The sequence below is a fragment of the Flavobacteriales bacterium genome, assembly GCA_020635795.1.
GTDB lineage: Bacteria > Bacteroidota > Bacteroidia > Flavobacteriales_E > Vicingaceae > Vicingus.
On sequence record JACJZD010000002.1, the window covers coordinates 169,235 to 191,402 of the forward strand.

Annotated in this window: 19 protein-coding genes; 14 read left to right on the forward strand and 5 right to left on the reverse strand. The window is 33.8% G+C overall.

All coding sequences use genetic code 11. From position 1 onward, the window contains the following. Nucleotides 1–66 precede the first annotated feature (66 nt). Together H6589_08390 and H6589_08395 are read left to right on the forward strand one after the other, a co-directional pair. Nucleotides 67–903: a gliding motility-associated C-terminal domain-containing protein gene (locus tag H6589_08390; GenBank protein MCB9174612.1), complete on the forward strand. Its 837-nt coding sequence runs from the start codon at nucleotides 67–69 to the stop codon at nucleotides 901–903. Then, nucleotides 904–1,839: a PorP/SprF family type IX secretion system membrane protein gene (locus H6589_08395; protein MCB9174613.1), complete on the forward strand. Its 936-nt coding sequence runs from the start codon at nucleotides 904–906 to the stop codon at nucleotides 1,837–1,839. Here the strand turns inward: H6589_08395 and H6589_08400 are convergent, their stop codons facing one another. The 3 genes from H6589_08400 to H6589_08410 are packed head-to-tail and all read right to left on the reverse strand — an operon-like array spanning nucleotide 1,840 to nucleotide 4,699. Continuing rightward, on the reverse strand, nucleotides 1,840–2,010 hold the full coding sequence (locus tag H6589_08400) for a hypothetical protein (protein MCB9174614.1): 171 nt from the start codon (nucleotides 2,008–2,010) through the stop codon (nucleotides 1,840–1,842). Further along, nucleotides 2,007–3,923, reverse strand: a complete 1,917-nt coding sequence (locus H6589_08405) for a YgiQ family radical SAM protein (protein ID MCB9174615.1) — start codon at nucleotides 3,921–3,923, stop codon at nucleotides 2,007–2,009. The genes H6589_08400 and H6589_08405 overlap by 4 nt, the downstream gene beginning before the upstream one ends. Nucleotides 3,924–3,961: 38 nt before the next feature. Next, entirely contained in the window at nucleotides 3,962–4,699 is a 738-nt protein-coding gene (locus tag H6589_08410; GenBank protein ID MCB9174616.1) for a hypothetical protein, read from the reverse strand. Between the two features lie 271 nt (nucleotides 4,700–4,970). Between H6589_08410 and H6589_08415 the strand changes: the two genes are divergently transcribed. Then, nucleotides 4,971–5,342: a hypothetical protein gene (locus H6589_08415; protein ID MCB9174617.1), complete on the forward strand. Its 372-nt coding sequence runs from the start codon at nucleotides 4,971–4,973 to the stop codon at nucleotides 5,340–5,342. On the opposite strand, the gene H6589_08420 is transcribed toward H6589_08415, so the two are convergent. Beyond that, entirely contained in the window at nucleotides 5,339–5,803 is a 465-nt protein-coding gene (locus tag H6589_08420) for a hypothetical protein (protein MCB9174618.1), read from the reverse strand. The genes H6589_08415 and H6589_08420 overlap by 4 nt on opposite strands. Before the next feature lie 126 nt (nucleotides 5,804–5,929). Here H6589_08420 and H6589_08425 point away from each other — a divergent pair, with 126 nt between their 5' ends. The 4 genes from H6589_08425 (at nucleotide 5,930) to H6589_08440 (ending at nucleotide 11,689) form a co-directional block, all read left to right on the forward strand. Continuing rightward, the gene (locus tag H6589_08425; protein MCB9174619.1) at nucleotides 5,930–6,637 is read left to right on the forward strand and encodes a Crp/Fnr family transcriptional regulator; all 708 of its coding nucleotides are present in this window, start codon (nucleotides 5,930–5,932) and stop codon (nucleotides 6,635–6,637) included. A gap of 188 nt (nucleotides 6,638–6,825) precedes the next feature. Next, nucleotides 6,826–8,376 (forward strand): MFS transporter, encoded by a 1,551-nt coding sequence (locus H6589_08430; GenBank protein MCB9174620.1) that lies wholly within the window; start codon nucleotides 6,826–6,828, stop codon nucleotides 8,374–8,376. A gap of 40 nt (nucleotides 8,377–8,416) precedes the next feature. Further along, nucleotides 8,417–10,045, forward strand: coding sequence for a NarK/NasA family nitrate transporter (locus tag H6589_08435; GenBank protein ID MCB9174621.1), 1,629 nt, complete (start codon nucleotides 8,417–8,419; stop codon nucleotides 10,043–10,045). 165 nt (nucleotides 10,046–10,210) lie between these two features. Then, nucleotides 10,211–11,689 (forward strand): hypothetical protein, encoded by a 1,479-nt coding sequence (locus H6589_08440; GenBank protein MCB9174622.1) that lies wholly within the window; start codon nucleotides 10,211–10,213, stop codon nucleotides 11,687–11,689. Nucleotides 11,690–11,850: 161 nt separating this feature from the next. Here H6589_08440 and H6589_08445 read toward each other — a convergent pair whose 3' ends face one another. Continuing rightward, complete coding sequence (locus H6589_08445; protein MCB9174623.1) at nucleotides 11,851–12,027, reverse strand: hypothetical protein; 177 nt, start codon at nucleotides 12,025–12,027, stop codon at nucleotides 11,851–11,853. Between the two features lie 151 nt (nucleotides 12,028–12,178). On the opposite strand from H6589_08445, the gene H6589_08450 reads away from it, so the two are divergent. The 7 genes from H6589_08450 to narH all read left to right on the forward strand — a co-directional run bounded on the left by H6589_08450 (nucleotide 12,179) and on the right by narH (nucleotide 22,148). Further along, nucleotides 12,179–13,279: a c-type cytochrome gene (locus tag H6589_08450; protein ID MCB9174624.1), complete on the forward strand. Its 1,101-nt coding sequence runs from the start codon at nucleotides 12,179–12,181 to the stop codon at nucleotides 13,277–13,279. Nucleotides 13,280–13,360: 81 nt separating this feature from the next. Next, on the forward strand, nucleotides 13,361–14,089 hold the full coding sequence (locus tag H6589_08455; GenBank protein ID MCB9174625.1) for a hemerythrin domain-containing protein: 729 nt from the start codon (nucleotides 13,361–13,363) through the stop codon (nucleotides 14,087–14,089). A 2-nt stretch (nucleotides 14,090–14,091) separates the two neighbouring features. Beyond that, nucleotides 14,092–15,096, forward strand: coding sequence for a GTP 3',8-cyclase MoaA (gene moaA / locus H6589_08460; protein MCB9174626.1), 1,005 nt, complete (start codon nucleotides 14,092–14,094; stop codon nucleotides 15,094–15,096). A 90-nt stretch (nucleotides 15,097–15,186) separates the two neighbouring features. Next, a complete protein-coding gene (locus H6589_08465; protein MCB9174627.1) occupies nucleotides 15,187–15,837 on the forward strand; it encodes a Crp/Fnr family transcriptional regulator in 651 nt (216 codons plus the stop codon). A 197-nt stretch (nucleotides 15,838–16,034) separates the two neighbouring features. Then, nucleotides 16,035–16,907, forward strand: a complete 873-nt coding sequence (locus H6589_08470) for a cytochrome c (GenBank protein ID MCB9174628.1) — start codon at nucleotides 16,035–16,037, stop codon at nucleotides 16,905–16,907. Nucleotides 16,908–16,938: 31 nt separating this feature from the next. After that, nucleotides 16,939–20,580 (forward strand): nitrate reductase subunit alpha, encoded by a 3,642-nt coding sequence (locus H6589_08475; GenBank protein ID MCB9174629.1) that lies wholly within the window; start codon nucleotides 16,939–16,941, stop codon nucleotides 20,578–20,580. Between the two features lie 74 nt (nucleotides 20,581–20,654). Next, a complete protein-coding gene (narH, locus tag H6589_08480) occupies nucleotides 20,655–22,148 on the forward strand; it encodes a nitrate reductase subunit beta (GenBank protein MCB9174630.1) in 1,494 nt (497 codons plus the stop codon). Nucleotides 22,149–22,168 lie beyond the last annotated feature (20 nt).

Here is a 22,168-nt window from a genome sequence, read left to right on the forward strand (position 1 = left end):
AAATAATTTTAATCAGCATTAAAGTAAATTTAAGGTAGAAATAAAATATATAGTTAAATTAGCCGAATGAATAAAAAAGAAATTGCATTTCTTGTTTTTTTATTAATTAATACTGGATTGTTTTCTCAGTGTCCAGTTAGTGTTGGAATCATCCCCAATCCAAGTGGTGCTACTTGTAAAAATACTACTATAAATTTCACTCCATCGCCTACAAATGGAGGAACAAATCCCAGTTATTTCTGGATGGTAAATGGTGATACGGTGAGTACTTCTACTAATTTTTCCACATCAGTTAATGGTGCACATGTAGAATTAATTATGATTTCAAATAGTGGATGCGCTCAAGATTCAGCTTATTCAAGTTATTATATTAATTCTATTGTTTTAGAAGCTTCGTATAATGTAATAATAGAAGAGTGCAATCAGCCCACCGCAGATGTTCAAATAACAAATGTTACTGGAGGAACCCCCCCATATACTTATGTGTTACATACCGATGATGGAGATTTGTCAGGAAGTGATCTTTTTACTGATGTAGGAGCGAGTAGTTATCCTTTAGTAATAACTGATTCAGAAAACTGTAAAGATACTTCTTGGGTTCATGTTGTTCCAGTAGAATGCCCGCCAATTATTCCTCAAGAAGTTTTTACTCCTAATGAGGATGGGTTTAATGATACTTGGAAGATTAATTTTATTGATCTCTATCCCAAAAATAAAGTCTATGTTTTTGATAGATGGGGGCAGCGGGTTTATTATAAGAGTGGGTATGATAATAAAGATGGTTGGGATGCAAAATATTTAGCAACCGACATGCCTGTATCAACTTATTATTACGTCATTGAGTTGGAATTTGAAAAACAAGATAAGCAAGTGTTTAAAGGACCTGTTTCGATTTTAAGATAGATGAAAAAATATTTGAGCATATGGTTTGTTATAGTTGGACTATCGACGTCTGCTCAACAGTCTGTTCATTATACTCAATATTCTTTTAATAACTTGGGTTATAACCCAGCATTTATTGGCACAACAAAATGTGTTGAGTTTAAAGCAGGGTCTAGATTACAATGGTTAGGATTTAAAGGTGCGCCAAGAAGTTCTTTTGCAAGTTTGCAACATACTTTTAAGGCTAAAAACTTCCATCAAAACGGAAAGCATGGAATTGGTTTATATGTTGAGCAAGACGAAATTCATATTACAACAAGGTCTTATGTTAAGTTAGGGTATGCATATCACAAAAAACTTTCTAGTAATTTTACAGGAGCTGTAGGTGTTTTTGCTGGTATACAGCAGTATGCAATCAATACAGCTTTTGCACCAAATGATCCTGATCCAGTTCTAGCAAATGCCTCAGGTTCTGAACTAAAGTATCCTGATATTATGCCTGGTTTATTAATATATAATAGTAAAGTGTATTATAGCTTTTCTATAAATCAATTGTATTTTAAGAATGTTGGGCTTGGTGGAGATGAAAACAAACAAATTAATCAGTATTATTTTGGTTGGGGGCATAAATCGCCTGCTGGTAATTGGACATGGTTTAAGTCATTTCTGTTAAAGGCTGATGTAATGGGCCCTCCAGCTTTAGATCTAAACTCTCATTGGGATTATCAGAACAATTTAGGTTTTGGGATAGGATATAGAGTTGGTGAAGCAGTGAACGCACAATTAAAACTTAGAATTTTTGAATCGATTGCTATTGGATATGCTTTTGATTTTCCGTTGAATAAAATCTACGGAAACTATACTCATGAATTTATGATAAGTTTTAGTAGATGTGGGGGTGGAGGAATTGGTGATGGTGGAAGTAATAAGCAACACGCTTGTCCAGCGTATAATTAGTTATAAAGTTTTAACCAATTTTTTTACTTTAGAATAATCCATTTCAACATAAATGTTGTTACCGTGTATTTTTTCAATAATGGTAAATTTTCCACTTTTACTTATTGAACGGATGTTATCCTCATCAATAAACAAATCACCAAGCTTTATCCATGTTTTAATTTTTTTCATCGCACATTTCTTTTTTTATTCTTTTTATGATGAGGAACAAAGTTAGGTTTTTGTGTATTATTTTCTTGGTTAATTGAAATTTGTGGCAATAGTTTTTTCAATAAATCAGGTTTGCCAACTTTGAGCAAAGTATTTTTTATCCACCCTTGATTTTCTTTTTTGTACCAAAAAAAGAAGCGGTGTTGATTCTGTTTTTCTTCTTTCGTTTTTGGCGTGTAAACAGGTTTTAATGTGTATGGATGATAACCCGAATAATAAATAACTGTTGCTACCGTCATTGGGGTTGGGGTGAAATCTTGCACTTGTTCCAATTGAAACCCCATATCTTTGGTTTCAGCAGCTAAATTGGCCATGTCTTCAACTTGGCAAGCCGGATGGCTAGAAATAAAATAAGGGATTAGTTTTTGATTTAAATCGTGTTTTTTATTGATTCGATCAAACGTCTTTTTAAATAAATGGAAGTTTGAAAAAGATGGTTTTCGCATTATTTTTAATACCGCATCCGAAGTGTGTTCGGGAGCAACTTTTAACCTACCCGAAACATGGCTTGTAATAACTTGTTCGGTATATGCCTCCAAATCATTTTTATCAGCAGTTTTATTAAATTCAGGAACCAATAAATCGTAACGAATTCCACTTCCAATAAAAGCCTTTTTTACTTTTGGGTGGGCATCAGCAGCTTTGTATATTTCAGTTAATGGTTTATGTGTAGTATCTAAATTATGGCAAATAACAGGGTTGATACAAGAAGGACTTATGCATTTATCGCAAATCGATTGTATCTTTCCTTTCATTTTATACATGTTTGCCGAAGGCCCTCCTAAATCACTAATGTAACCTTTGAAATCAGGCATTTGAGTTACTTTGTCAACCTCTTCTAAAATGGATTTCTCTGACCTGCTTGCAATAAACTTTCCTTGATGTGCAGAAATTGTACAAAAACTACATCCTCCAAAACAACCTCGATGCATATTGATAGAAAACTTAATCATTTCAAATGCTGGAATTGTACCCCGTTTTTCATATTTAGGATGAGGCAATCGTGTATAAGGCAAATCAAAAGAGGCATCAATTTCCTCTTCTGTCATAGTTAGAAAAGGTGGGTTTATAACCAATGTTCTGTTTTCAATTCTTTGTAATAATCTATCGGCATATAATCTGTTAGATTCCTGTTCAACATGTTTAAAATTTGCTGCATATAATTTTTTATCCTTTAAACAAGCTTCGTGCGAATTCAATTCTTTGTCTTCCCAGTTTTTGTTTTTTGGAAGGGGTTCTTCTTTATCGAGAAGAAAAGCAGTTTGTTTAACCGTTTTTAACGAATTAAAGGGAACTCCTTTTTGAAGAAGTGAAACAATTTCTCGTAATGCTTGTTCGCCCATTCCATAAACCAACATATCGGCTTTTGAATCTTGTAAAATAGAAGGTTTTAATTGATTGCTCCAATAATCATAATGAGTAACACGACGAAGAGAAGCTTCAATTCCACCAATTACAACAGGAATGTCAGGATAAATTTCTTTTAAAATGTTTGAATAAATAGTAGTTGCATAATCTGGTCTAAAACCAATTTGTCCACCAGGCGTGTAGGCATCGTCAGAGCGAAGCCTTTTATTGGCGGTGTAATGGTTAATCATGGGATCCATACAGCCACCTGTTACACCAAAAAATAAATTGGGTTTGCCAAGTTTTTTAAAATCTCTTAAGTCGTCTTTCCAATTGGGTTGTGGAATAATGGCAACTTTCAGTCCCATGCTTTCAATAATTCTCCCAATTACAGCTGCCCCAAAAGCAGGATGGTCAACATAGGCGTCACCACTAATTAGTATGACGTCTAAGTTGTCCCACCCACGTATTTCTACTTCTTTTTTTGTTGTTGGCAACCAGTCGGTTAACTCATACTTCCTTTGCATGCTTCAAAGTTAAGTATTACTTTAACAGGTTGTTGTTTTTAATTATCTGCTAAATTATTTACCATAGTTTGTACTGTTATAGCAAAATTATCGTAATCATCAATGTCAATTTTTTCATCGGTAATCTGAGCCATAATAAATACATCATTGATATTTCCACCAATAAATTTCTGACGAGCTTTTAATACATCTTCAAATTTCTCGTATCTACCTATAGAGTAAATATCGTTGTCAGAACTTATTTCTATTATTTGTTCGTTATCAATCTCTTCTAATAATTTGTCAACTGTTTCAATAGATTTTACAGGAATAGCTAAGGCATAGTAATGTTTTAGCCCTGATCTTTGAACGTCTAATAAATAGTTAACCTCTCGTGTTGAGATTTTTTTCAAGTCTCTATGCTCTTGTGCAGTTGATTCATTTAACATGTCTGCTTTGTAATTTATCGATATGGCTTCGGCAACCGAAATTTCGATTTGATCTTTAAATGCTATTACTTCTATTTTAGTACAACCTTGTTGCTCTAAAAGTGTTTTTACAGAATCTATGGTTGAAAAGGTTGAGTAATTACCAAATATATATAGTGAGGATGTTTCTTTAATAACATGAGTTAGATAGGGGTATTCGTTAATTACTTGTTGTGATTTTTGTAAATCGTTACTGTTTAGGCACAACTGGTAAACAATACCTTTTGGTAAATTTGGATTAAAAGCATTTACTTTAATCGAAGTTGCAATTATTATAATAATTGTCAGATATGTGGCTAAAGTTTTCATGGCTGTAAGTTTTAGTTATTAGACAATATTGTTGCTTTCCCCTAAATAGGGTATTTTATACTGATATTCTTTAAACTAATTTGGGAGCTCTTGGTTGTATTGTACTAAAAAATACAACAAAAGGTTTCGGTTGTTCTTAGTAAATAATAATATTTAATATATAATATTAATATTTAATATTATATAAAAATAATAAACTACAAAACTTGTATTTAGCAGAATATAAAATTTATACTTACAATGCATGACTATTAATTAACTTTGTATCGTAATGTTTAAATACAACAGTAAACATAAATTAATAATAGGAGTCCTTATCATGCTTTGGGCGGCTTATTCATTTTCTGGAAAGAGAACTAACGATACCTTTGATAAAGAGGGTAGGCTTTTACAAACGGGTGATTTTAAAGAAGGGAAAAATCATGGAAAATGGACTTGGTTTTATGAAAATGGTAAAAAGAAACTAGAAGGTTCTTTTAATATGGGAAGTAGAGAAGGGGTGTGGTTAACTTATGATAAAAATGGCGACACCCTAAACAAAAGTTATTACATACAAGATAAACTAGATGGTCCTTTTATCACGTATAAAAAAGGACTACCTATAGATACCACAATATATATTAACGATATTGAAATGAATTAAAGAGGTAATTCAAATTTTGTTTCCCAAATTTCTTTTGAGTTAACTTTCTGTAATTTCACTTGTAAATAAGGCGTATCTTTTTCTTTAAATAGTGATCTATCAATTACTTTGCTAGCTTCATTAGATGGATTTTCTGAGTCTGTTATTACATCATCTAATCGAGGTAAAAACGGATATTGGATGGTTATTTTTTCATCCTCGGTATGAACCAATTTATTAGCTGTTTCAAAAATAATTTCTTCAAATTTTTCAGCAATTATTTCGTCGTTTACTTCATCTTTTGCTTCAGGATTCAAATTTGAAACCCATTTAAAAAATCCATCTACAGCTTTTTCTTTTAATATAGGGCGAATGTATTCAGGAAATGGTGAGCGAATGTGTTCGTTATCGTTAAACCAAAAATTAAAGGTTTGTTCAACTAATTCGCTGCTTTCTACGGTATTTGGTTCTAATTCTTTCATGTTGAATTTTTTATCAAATTTAAGAATTGATTTGTCTTAATAAAAATGATTTAAATCAGTTATTTCGAATTCGTCATTTTTATAAAATAATATTTTGTATACATTTGGGCAACTTTGATTTGCCACATGAGAAAACCTTTTGTGAAATGTATAGATTGTGAAACAACAACTTGTTTAGTTAAACTAAACTCTAGTGCTGCTTGGATTAAAAAATTTGAAGAACACAATCAAATGGCATACTACAAAGAAGGGCAGCATATTGTTTATGAAAATAATCCTGTATTAGGCTTGTATTTTATACAAGAGGGGAAGGCAAAAATATTTTCTACAGGTATAAACAATAAAACTCAAGTTGTAAGATTAACTAAGGCTGGAGGAATAATTGGACACAGAGGCTATGGTGGAGATGTTTATCCAATAGGTGCGATTGCAATTGAAGATTCTGTAGTTTGTTTTATTGATAACGATACTATTTACAAAGCTTTTCTTGAAAATCCTAAGCTTACATTTAGTTTAATGATGTATTATTCCAAAGAGCTAAGAAATTCTGAAGCTAAAATTAAAAACATAGCTCAGATGAACGTGAAAGAAAAAGTTGTTGATGCCTTACTATATGTTGATGATGTTTTTAATTCATCCAATAACACTCATCAAATTATTTCTTTGTCAAGAAAAGACTTAGCCGATTTAGCAGGGATAAACCCTGAACAGTTGTCTAGAATTCTGTCGGAGCTTAAAAAGGAAAAACTGATATCGGTTAAAACCAACGAGATTAATCTAGAAAAATTAGAAGGACTAAAAGCTATTATTAGTCCTTTTTCAAGAACATATTAATCAAAGCTAGCATTCTCAAAAAACGCAAATAGATATGATATACATCATATAAATATTTGCCAAAAAACAATTTTAAGGTTGAGCATTATCAGTTTAAGACCCTATTAGTCTTTCTACATTTGTTGTGTTAAATTATGTGTTATACAAAAATTGTATGATACAAATCAGAAAACTAAACACTACAACACATGGAAGATAAATTTAAATTGTTCGATTTCTCACAAGAGAGGGTAAGAGTGCTTCATTATACATGGATAGCATTCTTTTTGACATTTTTTGTATGGTTTAATATGGCTCCTATAAAAAGTCTTTTGATAGAATCATTTGACTTTTTAACTGATCAAAACATTAAATCGTTATTAATATGTAACGTGGCTCTTACTATCCCAGCGCGTATTATTATAGGTTCGCTAGTTGATAAATATGGTCCAAGAGTAACTTTTTCTGGTATTATGATACTTACTGCAATACCAGGGTTGATGTTCGCTTTCGCTGATACCTTTACACAATTAATCGTTAGTCGTTTATTATTAAGTTCTATCGGTGCTGGTTTCGTAATTGGTATTAAAATGACTGCAAACTGGTTTCCTCCTAAAATGATAGGACGAGCTGAGGGTTTTTATGCAGGTTGGGGTAATTTTGGGTCGGCTGCTGCTTCAGGCTTAATTCCTGTTATTGCTATTTCTCTAATTGGTGGGCAGTTTGGTTGGAGATATTCTCTTGCTCTTAGTAGTATAATTTGTGGTTTGTATGGTGTGGTGTATTATTTTTTAGTAAAAGATTATCCAGTAGGTAAAGAGCCTCAAAAACAAACCAAAAAAGCAAGTGTGATGCCAGTATCATCTTATGGTGACTTAATTCAATACATTATTTGGACTGCTCCAATGAATTTTGCATTAGGGTTATTGGCTAAAAACTTACAAAAACAAATGGTTCATGGAGAAAATATGTTTTCTATGGATGTTTTATATATGATTTGGGCTGGATTAACCATTTTATATCTTTATAAAGTAATTTCAATTTTGAAAGTGAATTTACCTCGTTTGAAAGAAGGTGTTCCAGACGAAGAAAAATATCCATTTAGCAGTGTTTCTGCATTAAACACCACGTATTTTGCAAATTTTGGAGCAGAGTTAGCCGTTGTTTCTATGCTTCCTGCATTCTTTTTTGAAGTGTTTGAACCATTAAAAGATTCAAGCGGAGAAAGAATTGTTACACTTGGATTGGCAGGGTTAGTAGCTGGTTCGTTTGCTTTTATCAATTTAATTGCTCGTCCTTTAGGTGGTTATTTATCAGATAAGATGGGTAGCCGTAAAAAAACCATGTTGATATACATGCTTGGTATTGCATTAGGTTTTGCTGCAATGGGTTTAATAGGTAAATATTCAGGTACTTTTCACGAAAATGGAGTTGAAGTTATTGTTCCAACTTTTAGTGGAACATGGTGGTTGGTTGTATCAGTAATTATAACCATGGCTTGCTCAATGTTTGTTCAAGGAGCTGAAGGAGCAACATTTGCTGTAATTCCATCTATTAAAAAAGAATTAACAGGTAGAATTGCGGGAATGGCAGGGGCTTATGGTAATGTTGGAGCAGTTACTTATCTGTACCTATTTACATTGGTTGATGAAAAAACATTCTTTTTCGTACTTGCAGGAGGAGCTTTCTTCAGTTTCCTTTATTGTATGGCATTTTTAAAAGAACCAGAACATGGTTTTGATGAAGAAGGAGGACATTAATACTAACTCAAACAATAATAACCTAACTAAAAATTAAATTATGGCACAAATTAATATTGAAAAATGGGACATAGAAGACGAGAGTTTTTGGAAGTCAACAGGAAAAAAAATAGCAAATAAAAACTTGTGGTTATCTATTCCTGCATTATTTCTGTCTTTTGCTACATGGGCAATGTGGGGAGTTATCATCAAGTACATGAAAGACTTTGGTTATAACTTCGGTTTAACTGCAGGACTCGAGCCTGGTTCAGATGCGTTTAATAATGCTTTGGCAGAGGTTAATAATTTGTATTACACCTTACCCGCAATAGCTGGTTTAGCAGGAGCTACTTTACGTTTACCTAATTCATTCTTAATTTCATTGGGTGGAGGTAGAAACGTAATCTTTATCACAACTGCATTAATGTTAATTCCTACTATTGGAACAGGTATAGCATTAAACGATATCAATACTCCATACTTGTTTTTTGCTGTCATGGCATTCTTTTCAGGTTTTGGTGGTGGTAACTTTGCGTCTTCTATGAGTAACATTAGTGGATTTTTTCCTAAAAAAATGCAAGGTTATGCTTTGGGGATGAATGCTGGTATTGGAAACTTAGGTGTTGGTGCAATGCAAAAAATGATACCTTTTATTGTTGGGTTTGCATTTTTTGGAGCTGTGGGTTCTGATGCAGTTATTAATGGAGCTCCATTTGCTGGTGTTCAAAATGCTGGTTGGATATGGGTACCACTATTGGTGTTGTCAACCATCGGAGCCTTTTTTGGGATGAATAATATTTCTTCAAATTGCCCTAACTTACCTAATACAGCACAAGGAGTTGGTAAAACGCTGTATTTGGTTGGGTTGGGTTTATTAGCCGCAGGTATTGGTGCAATATTATTATTAGGTATTCCTTGGAAAAATTTTGGAATGAAAGATTCTTCTATTTGGATTGTAGTACCAGTTGTTGCGTTAATAACTGTACAATTAATGAAATATGCAACCCCTTCAGAAATTAAATCAAATTTAAAAAAGCAATTTACTATTTTAAGCAGTAAACACAACTGGATTATGACTATTATCTATATCATGACATTTGGTTCTTTTATTGGTTTCTCATTTGCATTCCCTAAATTATGTCAAGATATATTTGAGTTTACTGATAAAGCCAACCCATTATATAAAAATCCAAACGCTCCAAACTATATGCTATGGGCTTTTATTGGACCAATGCTTGGTGCTCTTGTTAGACCATTAGGAGGCATTATTTCTGATAAAGTGAATAGTGGAGCGAAAGTTACTGCAATTGCAACTGTTGTTCAGATTATAGCAACTTTTGCGGTGGCTTACTTTGTAATACAAGCAAAAAACTCATCTACTCCTGAAGATTACTGGTGGCCATTCTTTGCTTGTTTTATGGTATTGTTTATAACTACTGGTATTGGTAATGGCTCTACTTTTAGAAGTATTCCTTATATTTTTAGTAAAGAACAAGCAGGTCCTGTTTTAGGTTGGACTTCAGCTATTGCTGCTTATGGTGCGTTTATTATCCCAAATATTTTTGGACAACAAATAAAAGCTGGAACCCCTGAATATGCTCTTTACGGATTTGGTGCGTTTTACATAGTTTGTTTGGTGTTAAACTGGTGGTATTATCAAGGTCCAAAAAGAGAATTTGATAATCCTTAACAATGTTATAAAAAGGGGCTTTAAGAGAGCCCTTTTTTATTGAGTCAAAAATATGATTTGTATCAGTTTTTTATCTTCTAAAAAGAAGAATAACTCTTGACAACATTCATAACTCATCATAAAATCTAAATCTAAATTTGAGTAATAATTATAAAAAACAATAAAATGAAACTATCAAAAAAAATATTAGTGGGGGCAATGCTATTTGTAGCAGCACCTACTTTTGCACAATTTACATTAGACGGGGAAGTTCGTCCACGTTTTGAATATCGCCACGGATTTAAAGCTGTTGCCGATTCAGCACAAGATGCAGCAGCATCAGTTGAGCAACGTACTCGCTTAAATTTTGGATATAAAAACGAAGGTTATATTTTTAAAGTAACTGTTCAAGATGTTAGAACATGGGGTAGTCAGCCACAAATAGTTGGTACTGCTGCACAACAAAACAACGATGGAGCATATATCTCTATTCATGAAGCATGGGGAGAGGCATTAATGTCAGATAAATGGTCGTTAAAAATGGGTCGCCAAGAAATTAATTATGATGATGCTCGTATTTTTGGTGATTTAGCTTGGGCATCTCAAGGACGTAGTCATGATGCAGCATTACTGAAATTTAAAGCTGAAAAATTTAAAATGGATTTAGGGGTTGCATACAACCAAGATAAACAAGCTACAATTGGTCACGATGCTCAATTTGGAACTTATAAAGCGATGCAGTATCTATGGTTCAACCATAAGTTTAACGAGAGTTTTTCTGCAAGTGTGTTGTTCTTAAATTTAGGGAAAGAGCAGTTAAATTACGACAGTACAGTGAGAGCTCCAGTAGCTCCACCAACTCAATACTATACCGATGTGTATGCGCAAACCGCTGGTACTAGGTTGTTGTATAAAAAAGAAAAATTAGAGGTGGCAGGTGCTTTTTACTACCAAATGGGATTAGATGGAAATAGAAATGTTGTATATACAGATAGAGATGGAGAGTACAATAAAGAAGTTCAAGCTATGAATTACCGTGTGGATGTTAATTACAAGATTACTGAAAAGATTTCAACTCATTTAGGATACGAGTACATGAGTGGTAACAACCAAACGGATACTAACCTATCATATAGAAGAGTTAATCATGCATTTAACCCATATTTTGGTACTAACCATAAATTCAATGGTTTAATGGATTATTTTTATGTAGGTAACCATGCTGGTAGTGTAGGGTTAAGCGATATTTTCTTTGGACTAAAATATAAAAACGAAAAATTCTGGGTGGCTGCAGACGCTCATTTGTTTGCTGCTGCAGAAGATGTGTGGGATGGTTATAAATACAACAAAGATTTAGCAGACGCTATTACTGCTGGAACTCCAACTCAACCAATAACGGATGTTAAATACACCAAATATAAAATGGAAAAAAACTTAGGTACTGAGCTTGATTTCACTTTTGGTTTTGATTTAGCTAAAGGAGTTGGATTACAAGGTGGTTATTCGGTGTTAATGGATACTGAAACTCTTGCTTACTTAAAAGGAGTGACATATGCAGGCAATAATAAAAATGCTGGTCAAGGTAGAACAGATCAAATGAACTCTTGGGGTTGGGTAATGGTTACTTTCAAACCTAAGTTTATAACAGGAGAAGAGAAAAAATAGAGACATTGGTTTTACAGTTTAATTCGTTTAAATTGTAGTTAGTTAGGTGGTGAAAAGGAGCAGCTGTAGGTTGCTCCTTTTCTATTTCTCGTTAGTCATTCCTGCGAAAGCAGGAATCCAGATTTAAGATAATATGAGTTTGATATAAAACAGATTCTTTATTAGTTAATTAAACCATCTTTGATGAGAATAACCGACAAGACAAAGCTGGTTTCCTGCATACGCAGGAATGGTAATTGCCCTTTATAAACTAATTTATCCTCTTGAGGGGATTGTAGGGGTGGTTTTGGCAATACAGATTGTATGTCTTGTAATGCTGAATGAAGTTTTATTGCCATTTTTAATGGTAGTATAAAACAACATGAAGTATTTATCTTAAAGAATGCTAAAGCTCAATTCAATAAGACATATTGAGTATTGGTATGATGAATATCATATATCACCAAACTCGAATTGGGTAATTTTATGATATAAGCTTGTATTAACGTGATGAAATTATTTCCAACCATTATCAATTACATAACCATACTTAGTTGTTTGGCGGCGGTTTCGTGTAAAAAAGATGATGTTAAAATACAAGAAAGCTCTGTTCCCGCACCTCCAATTTTAGAAGCCTACAATCCCACCTACATACAACCACCTATGTTACCTTACATATTACCCATGCACAACCCTGAATTTAATAAAATGACTGTTGAAGGTGTTGCACTGGGTAGAAAACTATATTATGATAAAATATTAAGTACCAACAATCGCTCTTGTTCGTCTTGTCATTTGCCTCAATACTCATTTTCACTTCCTTTTATGGGACCAATAGGTACTGCAATATTGCCGCATGTAAATTTAGGTTGGTACAACAAATATGGCTGGGAAGGTGGTGAAGACCATTTAGATTATGTTGCATTAGCCGATTTAGCCGAGGGCAATCCCTTTTTAAATGCAAATGCCGATAGTATTGATTCTCGATTTAAAAGAAGTACAGAATATCAACAAATGTTTTGGTCTGCTTTTGGAGTAAGTATTACCACTCAAACCGATAGTGTTAGAAAAAACTACATCAGTTTTGCATTGGCTCAGTTTTTACGTTCGATGGTTTCAAACGATTCAAAGTTTGATAAATACCTAAGAGGTGAAGTAGCATTGACACCCCAAGAATTAAGTGGATTTAATGTTTTTATAAGCGAAAATAAAGGAGATTGTTTTCATTGTCATGGAACAGGTAATAATCCAATGTGGTCCGATTTGCAGTTTCATAACAATGCCCTTAACGCAACATTTTCTGGGGTAGATTTAGGAAGGTATAATGTTACAGGAAACCCAAATGACATTGGTAAATTTAAGACGCCAACACTTCGTAATATAGCTTTATCCGCACCATATATGCACGATAATAGGTTTGCAACACTCGAGGAAGTTGTCGATTTTTATAGCGAAGGTTTACAGCAATCACCTTATGTTGATCCGCTAATGCAAAAAATAGGGCAGGGAGGAGCACAGTTAACTGCTGCAGATAAAGCTGATTTGGTTGCCTTTCTAAAAACATTAACCGATAGTACTTTTATCAATAATCCAGATTTTTTAACACCATAATTTAAAACATGATTTAAATCATTTTACGAAAGTTTCGACTAGCGTAATTTTATCTAAAATATAACGCTTAAATTTACTCAGATGAAAATAGTTGATAGAGAAACAGGTAAAAGATTAAAAGAGGTTGATCCTGTAATAGGAAACCCTGAAAAAGATATTGAAATTCAAAACGATGAATTGTCGCCAATGGATCCGCCTGATGCTTATTCATCCTATGCATCTATTGAGATTGAAAATGGAGAATTAAACGAAAGTTTAATCATCTTAAAAAAAGAACACGAAGAACTTATAGCTGTTTTAGATGTGTTTGAAAAAGCATTAGCCGATTTTAAAGAATTAGGATATGTGTTGAATAACGATGTAAATGAAGGCTTTAAAAAATTCTTTGATTTTTTCGATAATGATTTATTGCCTCATAATAGAAAAGAAGAAAAAATATTGTTTCCTGTTTTACAAAAAGCGCTTTTGGCGAATAACGAACATGGTGTTGGAAAAAATCCAGTGACAGCAGTCGATATAATGGAAGACGACCATGTTAAATTTATTCAATTAGGAACACTAACGTTTAATCTATTAGGTTTAGCACCTCGTTTTAGGGATGCACAATCGAAAATGTTTACCTATGATGTGGCTTATAATAATGCTAAAGAATTGGTTGAATTAATTAGATTGCACGTGTTTAGAGAAGACAATACCTTGTTTCCGTTAGCGCAGAAATACCTTTCGGCTAAACAATTTGAAGATATTATTTTAGAAATGAACGCGATAACAACCGAAGGTGAACATTCGGAAGAACACCATCATCATTAACAATGTTTAACCCAACAAATATAACTGATCAATTCGGGCGAGTACACAATTACTTACGTATTTCGTTAACCGAACGGTGCAATTTACGTTGTTTTTATTGCATGCCCGAGGATGGTATTCCATTAACCGAAAAGTCAAATTTAATGACTCATGAAGAGGTTATATTTATTGCTAAGCAGTTTGTTGACATGGGTGTAAAAAAAATCCGATTAACAGGAGGAGAGCCTTTGCTAAAAAAGAACATCGAAAAAATAATTCGTGAATTAGCAGCTTTGCCAATAAGTTTGGGGATTACTACCAATGGTATTTTATTAGATAAATATTTAGATTTATTCAAAGAAGTTGGTGTAAAAGACATCAACGTAAGTTTAGACACGCTTAATAAAGAAAAATTTAACACAATAACTCGTAGAGATTATTTTGATACTGTTACCACAAATATTGATAACTATATTAGAGAGGGATTTAACCTTAAAATTAATGCTGTATTAATAAAGGGAGTAAACGATGATGAATTAGTTGATTTTGTTGCTTATACCAAAGATAAAGATGTGTCAATCAGATTTATTGAGTTTATGCCTTTTGATGGGAACAAGTGGGATTTAAGCAAAGTAGTTTCGTTGCAAGATATTTTGGATAAAGTAGAAGCCAAGTTTGGAAAAGATAATTTGATAAAATTAGAGGATAAGAAAAACGATACCACAAAAAATTATCGAATAGAAGGCTATAAAGGTTCATTTGGAGTTATTAGTACCGTTTCGAATCCGTTTTGCGATAGTTGTAATCGAATCAGACTGATTGCTAACGGTAGAATTAAAAATTGTTTATTTTCATCAACCGAAACAGATTTGCTTTCCTCGTTAAGAGAAGGTAAAGACATCAAGCCATTAATTCATCAAGGTGTTTATGCTAAATTTAAATCAAGAGGAGGAATGTCTGCCGATAAAGATTTCTTTAACGAAGATAATTTTTCAAAAAATAGGACCATGACTGCAATTGGTGGTTAATTTAGTATTTTGAACAACTCTTTTTTTCCTGCCAAAAATCATTTTATTACCGTTTTTTAATAATTAGTTTTATGCCATAATTTATTAAATATGGACTCATTTTTAAAACAATATTGTACTCCAGAGTGGCAGCAATTTGTTGATTTTCATAAAACTACTTTAACTTTTGACGCAAACTCTTTGATTTTTAGTGAAGGAGATGAAGTAAAAGGGTTATATATCGTAAAAGAAGGTAAAGCAAAAGTATACTCGAACGAGTTTGATGGTAAAGAAAAAATTATTCGTTTAGCTTCTGATGGAGAAATAATAGGACACAGAGGTTTTGGGGGTAATTGGACTTATCCTGTGTCAGCAAAAACGTATGTAAAAACCACCATGACGTTTATTCCTATAAATGTGTTTAATACCATAGCAAAAGCCAATGTAGAATTTACCTATCAGTTAATGATGTTTTTTGCTGAGGAGCTTAGGCTTTCGGAAGAAAGAAATTCATCAATACCAGTTAAAAATAGAATAGCAAAAGCCATTTTATTAAATTACAAAGCTTTTGGTGCCGATGCAAAAGACCCACTTACATTGAGTTATACCATAAGCAGAAAAGATTATGCAAGTAAAGTAAATACGACTTACGAAACAGTTATAAGAGTGTTGAGTGAGTTAAATAAAGACAAGGTAATTGAATTACAAGGTAAGACAATCAAAATATTAAATCTTCAAGAATTGAATCGATTAGCAAAATAACTCTTGCCTAATTTTATGTTTTGAATCATATTTTATTCGTTCAAAACAATTAAAAAATCCAGAAATCCTAAAAAACATGATTAGAATCATATTATCACATGATTCGAATCATTTCTCATTTGTTCAAATGGTATGACTTTTATATCGTCAAAGAATGCATTAACTAAACAATGATATAAATTAAAAGTACAATGAACATGAAACTAAAATCAATTGTTATTACCGTTTCAGTGGCAGTTTGTAGTTTAGCCGTAAACGCACAAGATGGCGAGGCACTTTTCAAACAAAACTGTAGTGCTTGTCACTCCATAGGAAAAGGTAAATTGGTAGGTCCTGATTTAAAGGGTGTAAATACCAAAAGAAGCGAAGAATGGATTACCAACTTCGTTAAAAATGCTCAAGCATTTGGAGAAAAAGATGCTGATGCAAAGGCAATGATAGCTGAGTATGGTTACCCAATGCCAAATCAAAATGTTTCTGATGCCGACATCAAGGCAATTATTACGCACATTGCTGCAAATAGTCCTGCAGAAGCTGTAGCAACAGAAGAAGCTCCTGCAGAAGTAGTTGAGACTCCTGCTGATCCTGCTTTAGACCCAGCAAATGCATCTGATGAAGACGTAATGGCTGGTTTAATGTTGTTTTCAGGAGAGAAAAGATTTGAAAACAAAGGGGCGCCATGTATTACTTGCCACAATGTAGATTACGATAATTTAATTGCTGGTGGATTATTAGCAAAAGATTTAACAATGGTTTACGAAAGAATGGGCTCTGCAGGTATCAATGGTATTTTAAGTGCTCCACCATTCCCAGCAATGAATGCTTCGTACAAAGATAATCCATTAACAGAGCAAGAAATTTTTCAGCTTTCAGCTTTCTTTAATAAAGCAGGAGTTAACAATGTGTATCAACACCAAAGAGTATACAACAATAATCTACTACTTTATGGCGGAGGTGGAGCATTTGTTGTAATTGCAGCAATCATTTTATTGTTATACATCGAAAGAAAAAGAAAATGCGTTAAACAAGACATTTTTGATAGACAAATCAAATCGGCTTGTTCGAAATAATATTATTGACTAATAAATTAAACTAAAAAATATGAGTTGGATTGAAGATATCATATCACCGAAAACCAGAAAATGGGAAGAATTTTATCGTAACAGATGGCAGTACGATAAAGTAGTACGTAGTACTCACGGTGTTAACTGTACTGGTGGTTGCTCATGGGCAATTCACGTAAAAGACGGAATTGTTGTATGGGAAATGCAACAAATTGATTACCCACAATTTAATAAAGAAATTCCACCTTATGAGCCAAGAGGATGTCAAAGAGGTATTTCTTACTCGTGGTACTTATATAGCCCAATTAGAGTAAAATACCCAATAATGAGAGGTGCTCTTTTGGATTTATTTAATGCTGAAAAAGAGGCTGCAGGTGGTGACTTAGTGAAAGCTTGGGAAAATTTACAAAAAGACCCAGTAAAAAGAGCTCGTTATCAAAGAGCAAGAGGTAAAGGTGGATTTAGAAGAGTAAGATGGGATGATGCTCTTGACTTGATTGCAGCAGCAAATATTTATACTGTTCAAAAATATGGTTCTGACCGTATTATAGGTTTCGCACCAATTCCTGCAAAAAGTATGTTGAGCTACGCTTCTGGAGCTAGATATATCCAGTTAATGGGTGGTGTTAACTTAAGTTTTTACGATTGGTATTGCGATTTACCAAATGCTTTCCCAGAAATTTGGGGCGAGCAAACTGATGTTTGCGAAAGTGCTGACTGGTTTGTATCGAAATTTATTGTGTCGATGGGAGCAAATCTTGGTATGACAAGAACACCAGATATTCACTTCTTCTCTGAAGCAAGACACAATGGAACAAAAACGGTTGTAATGTCGCCAGACTTTAGTATGGTAACAAAACACGCTGATCAATGGATTCCAGTTCATGCTGGTTCTGATGGTGCTTTCTGGATGGCTGTTACTCACGTTATTTTACAAGAGTATCACGTTAATCGTCAAGTTCCTTATTTTATTGATTACGTAAAAAGATTTACCGATTGCCCTTTCTTAGTTCGTTTAGATAAAAAAGGAGATGTGGTTACTCCAGGTAGAATGGTTAGAGCCAATGAAATGAAACAATATCAAGGCATAACTAACGGAGATTGGAAATTCTTAAACTTTGATACAAAATCTGGTGATTTAGTTGTTCCAAAAGGATCTATGGGTCAACGTTGGGATGACAATCAAGGTAACTGGAATTTGAAATTCGAAGACAGTGAAACCAACAAAGAATACGACCCTGAATTATCATTCATTGATAAACATGAAGAAGTAGTTCAAGTAGAATTTGTTGAATATGGGTTAGATAAAAAAGCGTTAAGAGGTGTTCCAGTAAGATATTTAACTTCTGCAACAGGCGAAAAAATTCCAGTAGCTACTATCTACGATTTAACCATGGCACAATATGGTGTGGGTAGAGGTTTAGCTGGTGATTATCCAACTTCTTACAATGATAAAGACCAAGCTTATACTCCAGCATGGCAAGAAATATTTACTGGAATTGGTAGAGATACTGTATTACAATTGGCTAGAGAATGGTCAGATACAGCTGAAATTACTGAAGGTAAATGTATGGTAATTGTTGGTGCAGCTATTAATCACTGGTTCCATGGTAACTTAATGTATAGAGCTTCAATTATGGCTCAAATGCTTACTGGTTGCAATGGTAAAAATGGTGGTGGTATGAACCATTACGTTGGACAAGAAAAATTAGCTCCAATGGAGTCTTGGTCAACAATAATGAGTTCTAAAGATTGGGGTACAATTCCAAGATTACAACAAGGGCCAATATGGCATTACATCAATTCTTCGCAATGGAGATACGATGGAAACCAAAAATATTACAACTCTGTACCAGATAATAAATTAGCTGGCATGCATACTGCCGATTGGGCTGTGAAAGCAGTTCGTAACGGTTGGATGCCTTATTATCCTCAATACAACAAAAGCAATTTCGATATTGTAAAAGATGCTCAAAAAGCTGGTTGTAATACTGATGATGAAATGAGAAATCACATTGTTAAACAATTGGTAGACGGAACATTAAAACACGCAATTGTTGAACCAGATGAAGAAATTAACTTCCCAAGAAACTGGTTTATTTGGAAAGGTAATGCCATTGGAACTTCTGCCAAAGGGCATGAGTATTTCTTAGATCATTATTTAGGAACTCATACCAATAAAATTGCTGACGAAGTTGCTGGTGATATAGTTGAAGATATTACTTACAAAAAAGAAGGAGCAAGAGGTAAAATGGATTTAGTAGTTGACATCAACTTCCGTATGGATACGTCGGCGTTATATTCTGATATTGTTTTGCCAACAGCATCATGGTACGAAAAAGCAGATATCAACTCTACTGATATGCACTCGTTTATTCACCCATTATCAGCAGCGATTGACCCAGTATGGGAATCGAAAACTGACTGGCAAATATTTGAAACATTAGCTGAAAGAGTTAGTTCAATGGCTCATAAATATTTACCTGGAGTAATGAAAGATGTGGTAAACTCTCCATTATCTCACGATTCGAAAGATGAAATTACTCAACCAAGATTACAAGATTGGAGTAAAGGTGAATGTGAAGCAATACCTGGAAAAACAATGCATAAAATAGCATTTGTTGAAAGAGATTACTCTAAAATTTACCACAAATTTATCTCTTTAGGTAAAGGTGTAGAGAAAAATGGAGTTAGTGCTCACGGTGTTGGATTCCCTGTTGACGATGTGTACAAAGAAATGTTAGAAAACAGACAACACATTAGTAAATGGGAAGATGGAACTGAATACCCATCATTAAAAGAAGATGTGGAAGCAATTAACGCAGTACTTAAACTTTCTTCATTAACAAACGGTAAGTTAACCAAACGTGCTTACGAAATAATGGGTAAGAAAATAGGTGTTGAGGCGGTTGAAAGATTGGGTGATGGTTATGAGCAAATAGAAATGGAATATCGTGACTTACAAGCTCAACCAAAACGTTACAATTCTTCACCACTTTGGTCAGGTTTAATGCACGAAGGAAGAACTTATGCAGCCTACACCTATAACGTTGATATGTTTGTTCCATGGAGAACATTAACAGGAAGACAACACTTCTACTTAGACCACGATGCTTACATCGCATTTGGTGAACACTTGTCTACTTACAAACCCTCTCCAACTCCTGAAGCTTATGGTGATTTAAGAGTTACTGTAAACGATGGTAAAGCAAGAATGTTAAATTGTTTAACTCCTCACGGAAAATGGCATATTCACTCAACTTATGGTGATACATTAAGAATGTTAACCTTATCAAGAGGTGGAGAACCATGTTGGTTAAGTGAAAAAGATGCCGAAGATTTAGGTATAAAAGATAACGACCATGTGGAAGTTTACAATGACCACGGTACTTATGTAACTAGAGCTTGTGTTAGTGCACGTATTCCAAAAGGTGTTTGTATTGTTTATCACGCTGTTGAAAGAACTTACAACATTGCAAAATCACAAGAAAGAAGAGGTAAAAATGGTGAGGCTCGTAGAGGTGGAATGAACAACTCGTTTACTAGAGTTCATTTGAAACCAAACTTAATGTGTGGTGGTTACGGACAATTCTCTTACCACTTCAATTACTGGGGTCCAGTAGGGGTAAACCGTGATACACATGTATTGGTACGTAAAATGACTAAAGTTGAATATTAAAAAAATGTTGAATTATAAATGATGAGTGATAAATATTTAAAACTCAACATTTAAAACTTAAAACTTCATAAGTTATGAATATAAGATCGCAAATATCAATGGTTTTCCACCTCGACAAATGTATAGGTTGTCATACTTGTTCGGTTGCTTGTAAAAACATCTGGACGGATAGAAAAGGTGCCGAATACATGTGGTGGAACAACGTGGAAACTAAACCAGGAACTGGATATCCTACAAAATGGGAAGACCAAGAAATTTACCAAGGTGGTTGGGTTAAAAATGGAGATACTGTTTCGTTAAAAGGAGCTGGTAAATTAAAAGGGTTAAAAAATATTTTCCACAATCCTAATATGCCAGTATTAGATGATTACTATGAGCCATGGGCTTATCGTTATCAAGATTTGTTTGATGCACCAGAAGGTGATGATCAACCAATCGGTAGAGCTGTATCGTTAATTACAGGCGAACCAATGGAAATTAAAGCTGGTCCAAACTGGGATGATGATTTATCAGGAACACCAGATTATGCTCGTCAAGATGTTAACTTTAAACACTTGAGCCAAGCAGAACAAGAAGCAATGTTCCAGTTGGAAAAAATGACTTTCCATTACTTGCCACGTATCTGTAACCACTGTTTAAATCCTGCCTGTGTTGGATCATGTCCATCAGGAGCTTTATACAAAAGAGGTGAAGATGGTGTAGTTTTGATTAACCAAGAAAGATGTAGAGCTTGGAGAATGTGTGTAACTGCATGTCCTTACAAAAAAAGTTACTACAACTGGAATACAGGTAAATCAGAAAAATGTGTGCTTTGTTACCCACGTTTAGAATCGGCTCAAGCACCAGCTTGTATGCACTCATGTGTTGGTCGTATCCGTTATTTAGGAGTAATGTTGTACGATGCAGACCAAATTCAAGCGGTTGCTTCTTGCGATGAAGACCAATTGGTTGACAGACATTTAGATATTTATTTAGATCCGTTTGATCCAGCTGTAATTAAAGCTGCAAAAGAAAATGGTATTGCTGACTCTACAATTAAAGCAGCTCAAAATTCTCCAGTATATAAATTTGTTAAAAAGTGGAAAATTGCGTTACCACTACACCCTGAATTTAGAACTTTACCAAACTTATTCTATGTTCCACCATTGTTGCCAGCTATGGCTTCGGTGAGTGCTGATGGTACTTATGATACAGTTTCTGAACATTTATTAGCGGGTGTAGAAAAATTAAGAGTTCCAATTCGTTATTTATCATCTTTATTTACTGCCGGAAACGACAACAAGGTAATAGATGTGTTTAAAAAGTTACACGCTGTTAGGGTTTCTAGAAGAGACACTACCGTAAAAGATGTAACCGAAAAACAATTAAATACTGTAATGAGCGAAGCTAATATGGATATACATACTGCAAACGAAATTTTCAGATTAACATCGTTGGCTACTTTCGAAGAAAGATTTGTTATCCCTGCTGCTCACCGTGAAGAAGCTATTGAGATGCTTGAAAACACTGGTGATTACAAAGGAAGTACTGGCTTTGGATTTAAAGAAAAACCAGCTAGAGGTCTTTAATAATTGAATAGAATTAAATC

Excerpts from the sequence above, each read along its gene's own strand:
- H6589_08390 (MCB9174612.1), top strand. The coding sequence starts at position 67 with ATGAATAAAAAAGAAATTGCATTTCTTGTTTTTTTATTAATTAATACT.
- H6589_08395 (MCB9174613.1), top strand. The coding sequence starts at position 904 with ATGAAAAAATATTTGAGCATATGGTTTGTTATAGTTGGACTATCGACG.
- H6589_08400 (MCB9174614.1), bottom strand. The coding sequence starts at position 2,010 with ATGAAAAAAATTAAAACATGGATAAAGCTTGGTGATTTGTTTATTGAT.
- H6589_08405 (MCB9174615.1), bottom strand. The coding sequence starts at position 3,923 with ATGCAAAGGAAGTATGAGTTAACCGACTGGTTGCCAACAACAAAAAAA.
- H6589_08410 (MCB9174616.1), bottom strand. The coding sequence starts at position 4,699 with ATGAAAACTTTAGCCACATATCTGACAATTATTATAATAATTGCAACT.
- H6589_08415 (MCB9174617.1), top strand. The coding sequence starts at position 4,971 with ATGTTTAAATACAACAGTAAACATAAATTAATAATAGGAGTCCTTATC.
- H6589_08420 (MCB9174618.1), bottom strand. The coding sequence starts at position 5,803 with ATGAAAGAATTAGAACCAAATACCGTAGAAAGCAGCGAATTAGTTGAA.
- H6589_08425 (MCB9174619.1), top strand. The coding sequence starts at position 5,930 with ATGAGAAAACCTTTTGTGAAATGTATAGATTGTGAAACAACAACTTGT.
- H6589_08430 (MCB9174620.1), top strand. The coding sequence starts at position 6,826 with ATGGAAGATAAATTTAAATTGTTCGATTTCTCACAAGAGAGGGTAAGA.
- H6589_08435 (MCB9174621.1), top strand. The coding sequence starts at position 8,417 with ATGGCACAAATTAATATTGAAAAATGGGACATAGAAGACGAGAGTTTT.
- H6589_08440 (MCB9174622.1), top strand. The coding sequence starts at position 10,211 with ATGAAACTATCAAAAAAAATATTAGTGGGGGCAATGCTATTTGTAGCA.
- H6589_08445 (MCB9174623.1), bottom strand. The coding sequence starts at position 12,027 with ATGGCAATAAAACTTCATTCAGCATTACAAGACATACAATCTGTATTG.
- H6589_08450 (MCB9174624.1), top strand. The coding sequence starts at position 12,179 with ATGAAATTATTTCCAACCATTATCAATTACATAACCATACTTAGTTGT.
- H6589_08455 (MCB9174625.1), top strand. The coding sequence starts at position 13,361 with ATGAAAATAGTTGATAGAGAAACAGGTAAAAGATTAAAAGAGGTTGAT.
- moaA (MCB9174626.1), top strand. The coding sequence starts at position 14,092 with ATGTTTAACCCAACAAATATAACTGATCAATTCGGGCGAGTACACAAT.
- H6589_08465 (MCB9174627.1), top strand. The coding sequence starts at position 15,187 with ATGGACTCATTTTTAAAACAATATTGTACTCCAGAGTGGCAGCAATTT.
- H6589_08470 (MCB9174628.1), top strand. The coding sequence starts at position 16,035 with ATGAAACTAAAATCAATTGTTATTACCGTTTCAGTGGCAGTTTGTAGT.
- H6589_08475 (MCB9174629.1), top strand. The coding sequence starts at position 16,939 with ATGAGTTGGATTGAAGATATCATATCACCGAAAACCAGAAAATGGGAA.
- narH (MCB9174630.1), top strand. The coding sequence starts at position 20,655 with ATGAATATAAGATCGCAAATATCAATGGTTTTCCACCTCGACAAATGT.